The organism is Brasilonema bromeliae SPC951, assembly GCF_012912135.1.
Taxonomy (GTDB): domain Bacteria; phylum Cyanobacteriota; class Cyanobacteriia; order Cyanobacteriales; family Nostocaceae; genus Brasilonema; species Brasilonema bromeliae.
The window spans coordinates 703-4,786 of sequence record NZ_QMEB01000338.1; the positions used below are offsets into that span (position 1 = coordinate 703).

General features: G+C 40.4%; 3 protein-coding genes and 1 pseudogene. 2 read left to right on the forward strand and 2 right to left on the reverse strand.

What is annotated here, in order from left to right; translation table 11 throughout:
- Both DP116_RS29820 and DP116_RS27010 read left to right on the forward strand, forming a co-directional pair.
- Positions 1–181: pseudogene (locus DP116_RS29820) on the forward strand (short-chain dehydrogenase); the annotation flags it as partial.
- Between the two features lie 64 nt (positions 182–245).
- Positions 246–1,265: a catalase family protein gene (locus DP116_RS27010; RefSeq protein WP_169158068.1), complete on the forward strand. Its 1,020-nt coding sequence runs from the start codon at positions 246–248 to the stop codon at positions 1,263–1,265.
- Positions 1,266–1,450: 185 nt separating this feature from the next.
- Here the strand turns inward: DP116_RS27010 and DP116_RS27015 are convergent, their stop codons facing one another.
- Both DP116_RS27015 and labA read right to left on the reverse strand, forming a co-directional pair.
- Positions 1,451–3,052 carry a 2-isopropylmalate synthase gene (locus DP116_RS27015; protein WP_169158069.1) on the reverse strand — a complete coding sequence of 534 codons (1,602 nt, stop codon included), beginning with the start codon at positions 3,050–3,052 and terminating at the stop codon, positions 1,451–1,453.
- A gap of 83 nt (positions 3,053–3,135) precedes the next feature.
- On the reverse strand, positions 3,136–3,666 hold the full coding sequence (gene labA / locus DP116_RS27020) for a low amplitude/bright protein LabA (protein ID WP_048866685.1): 531 nt from the start codon (positions 3,664–3,666) through the stop codon (positions 3,136–3,138).
- Between the last annotated feature and the right edge of the window lie 418 nt (positions 3,667–4,084).

The following is a 4,084-nucleotide window of genomic DNA, read 5'->3' on the forward strand; positions in this document are numbered from 1 at the left end:
GGCTGATACACCAATTAAGGTCAATTCTGCTTGCCCCGGTTGGGTGCAGACAGACATGGGTAGTGCAGATGCACCAGGAACAGTAGAAGAAGGTGCTGACACTCCTGTGTGGCTTGCTACACTTCCAGAAGATGGTCCAACAGGTGGTTTCTTTAATTCTCGCAAACCAATTCCTTGGTAATTTCTTACATAGGTGGGTACTGCCCATCTTTTTCATTCATTGCATAAATTGAAAGGAGAAAAGTATGACTATTTCAAAATTATCTGCTTCAGAGCAAGAGACAATCACGGATGAAGTCTTAGCTGCTAACCTAAAAACTCAGCAAGAAAAGGGACCAGATTTACGCCAAGTACACCCGAAAAGCCACGGTTTGGTTTGGGGAGAATTTATAGTTGAGAAGAACATTCCTGATGCACTAAAAGTTGGTGTCTTCTGTGCACCTCAAACCTATCCCATCTGGGTTCGTTTTTCCAATGGTGGAGAAGCAGAAAAACGCGGTCAATTCAAACCAGATAAAGAACCTGATGTTCGCGGCTTGGCAATAAAATTGATGAACGTTGAGGGCGAAAAAGTTCTTGATGATGAAGAGAAAACCCAGGATTTTCTGAGCATAAATCATCCAGTCTTTTTCGTTCGAGATGTGCAAGGATATGTTGATCTTGCCAAAGTAGCAAGTGGACAAGCTGATCCAGAATTAGCACAAGCCATGCAGCCTTCTTTTGCAATACTCCAGAAAATGACTAGTAAAAAAATCAGTAATCCGCTTTTTATCCAATATTGGAGTACAACACCTTACAAATTAGGCTCCCAAGCTATCAAATTCTCCATCAAATCTCAACAAATAGAAACAGTTCCCGACTCAATACCCGACTCACAAAATTATCTACGTGAAGCAATTGTCAAGTATCTGACTGATGGAGGGAAAGAAGCCATTTTTGATTTTCTCATTCAGCTTTATGTAGATGAAGAGAAAACTTCAATCGAAAATCCAATGCAGGAGTGGAAAGAACAAGATTCACCTTTCATTAAGGTGGCTACTATCAGGATTCCTAGACAAAAATTTGACTTTGATGAGCGAAAGCGATTGGATGAGGGTTTGTCTTTCAATCCTTGGCATACTTTACCTGAACATGAACCAATTGGTAGCGTGAATTTAGCTCGGAAAAAAATTTACCAAGAACTTGCTAAATATCGACGCGAGCAAATCGAAAAGCGTTTGAGAGAACCGCAACCCTACGCTTCTGTTCAGGATGAACCTAGTTAAATAGACTTCTTGCAAAAGCAATCATAACTCAGATCTTGCACTATTGTTATTTAGCTCCGACTGAGGAGACAGAACCTCCCAACCCTCGTTACCAGGCTGAAGGAGGCAGAGAGAGCCTCCCAACCCTCGTTACCAGGCTCAGCCTGGTAACGAGGTTCATCCCCTACACCCAAGCAACCCCTAGTTCATGACAAATTCTTTGCAACGACTTGCTGTTGTTTATTTTGCAAAGATGCATACAGCCTATTCAATGCATTTACGTAAGCTTGAGCGGATGCTACGATGATATCTGTGTTTGCCGCATGACCAGAAAACACTCTACCTTCATGCTTGAGACGGATAGTGACTTCACCAATAGCATCAATACCCGCTGTGACTGACTGTACAGAAAACTCAATTAACTGGTTCGGTACGTTGACAACACGATTGATGGCTTTGTAAACTGCATCTACTGGTCCTGTACCAATTGCAGCATCGATTAATTCTTCGCCTTCTGGAGTCCGGAGTGTGACTGTTGCAGTGGGACGAGCATTACTACCACAGGAAACTTGCACTAATTCTACACGGAACAAATCGGGTGCTTGTTGGATTTCATCAATAACAATTGCTTCTAAATCCCAATCAGAAATTTCTTTCTTTTTGTCTGCGACTTCTTTGAATCTGACAAATGCTTTATTTAATTCAGTTTCTGTGAGTTCATATCCCAGTTCTCTCAAACGTGTCCGGAAAGCATTTCTCCCTGAATGTTTGCCCAAGACAATTTGATTTTCTGTCAAGCCAACGAGTTGGGCATCCATAATTTCATAGGTGAGCTTATTTTTTAGCACACCATCTTGATGAATTCCAGACTCGTGAGCAAAAGCATTCGCGCCCACAATTGCTTTATTCGGTTGAACGAGCATTCCTGTCAAGTTAGAAACGAGACGGGATGTTTTGTAAATTTGTCTGGTGTCAATATTTGTTAAAGATTCTTCGCAATCAGATGGACGTCCAAAGAAGGGGTTGAAATATTGCCGACGGACGTGCAAACCCATCACCAATTCTTCTAACGCTGCATTTCCTGCACGTTCACCAATACCATTGATAGTACATTCTAACTGTCTGGCACCATTTTTCACAGCTTCTAAGAAGTTGGCGACGGCCAAACCTAAATCATTGTGTCCATGAACAGAAATAATTGCTTGATCAATGTTAGGAACGTTTTCTTTAATACCTTTAATCAGCGCGCCAAATTCAGTGGGTGTGGTGTAACCTACTGTGTCCGGAATATTAACTGTTGTTGCTCCGGCGGCGATCGCTCGCTCTAAAACTTGATAAAGAAACTCTGGCTCAGACCGTCCTGCATCTTCAGGAGAAAATTCTACATCATTAGTGAATGTTTTGGCATAAGCCACCATTTCTTCAGCAATTGCCAGAACTTCTGATTTTGTCTTTTTCAGTTTGTACTTGAGGTGAATATCGCTTGTTGCAATAAATGTATGAATTCTCCCTTTTGCGGCTGGCTTGATTGCTTCTGCCGCAGTTTGAATATCTTCGTGTCGCGCTCTTGCTAAACTACAAATCACAGGACCATCTTGTGTCCCCACAAGTTGGGCAATCTTAGTCACAGCCTCAAAATCTCCAGGACTGGCAAAGGCAAACCCTGCTTCAATCACATCCACACCCAGACGTGCCAGTTGCTTAGCAATAGTCAGTTTTTCATCTATGTTCAGTGTTGCTCCCGGACACTGTTCACCGTCTCGAAGTGTCGTGTCAAAGATGATGATTCTCTCTTGTGTCGTGTTCATTTGCGGCTTGTTGTTGACTTCTTAGTTGTGACTTAAAATACCTTTTACCTTAGTTTCTTTGCTATTCCTTTTGTAAATAATTGCTAAGGTAACTGAGAATCTACTTTTTCTATTCTGTCCCGAATATCATTTAAATCTATATATCTATCAGTAGCGTTACGTAGTTCTCTGGCTATCATTCCTTCTGTTGATACTACTGTAATGTGCGTATTTTTTCCGCGTAATAGTTCTATTGCTCTTTCAAAATCTCCATCCCCACTAAATAAAACAACTCGGTCGTACTGATCTACTGTATTAAACATATCTACAACAATTTCTATATCTAAATTAGCTTTTTGTGAGTAACGACCAGATGAATCATCATAATATTCTTTTAAAATTTTTGTTCTAACTGTATAACCTAAACTAATGAGAGCATCTCTAAATCCTCGTTGATCTTGTAGGTCTTTTAAGCCAGTGTACCAAAAAGCATTGATTAATGTTGTGTCTGATTGTTCGTGTCTGAAGTATTCTAAGACTCTTCGTGGGTCAAAAAACCAGCCATTTTTCTGTTGAGCATAGAACATATTGTTTCCGTCTACAAAAATAGACAGACGATTCATCGTAAAACCCATAGTAAAGTTACACCTAATAATATATAAGCAATTTAGATTTAACAATAGATGATAGCAGGAATTAGAAAATATTAATTCTGGTGGTATCTATAAATTATATATTGTCATATATAGCTTTTATCTAACCTCTCGCATATCAGAAAATCGACTGAAGCATTTTAGTAGTCGCTGTCCTCCAGTTTAGTAATGTTAACTTTTTTCTCTCTTGGCTGGTAAGCGTGCCCCTATAATCAAAATCTACCAATAAAATTAACGTACAAGCATTCTTTGCTCTATACCAGTCAAGTTTACTCCTAAAGAGGTATCGAAAAGTTTAAGAATTAGGTCGCGAACCTCGGAGCAGACTGGCTGTATCCTCCAGACATGCTTTGTGCTGGCGTAGCCTTTCAAGAAACACAGGGGTGTAGGGGTGTAGGGG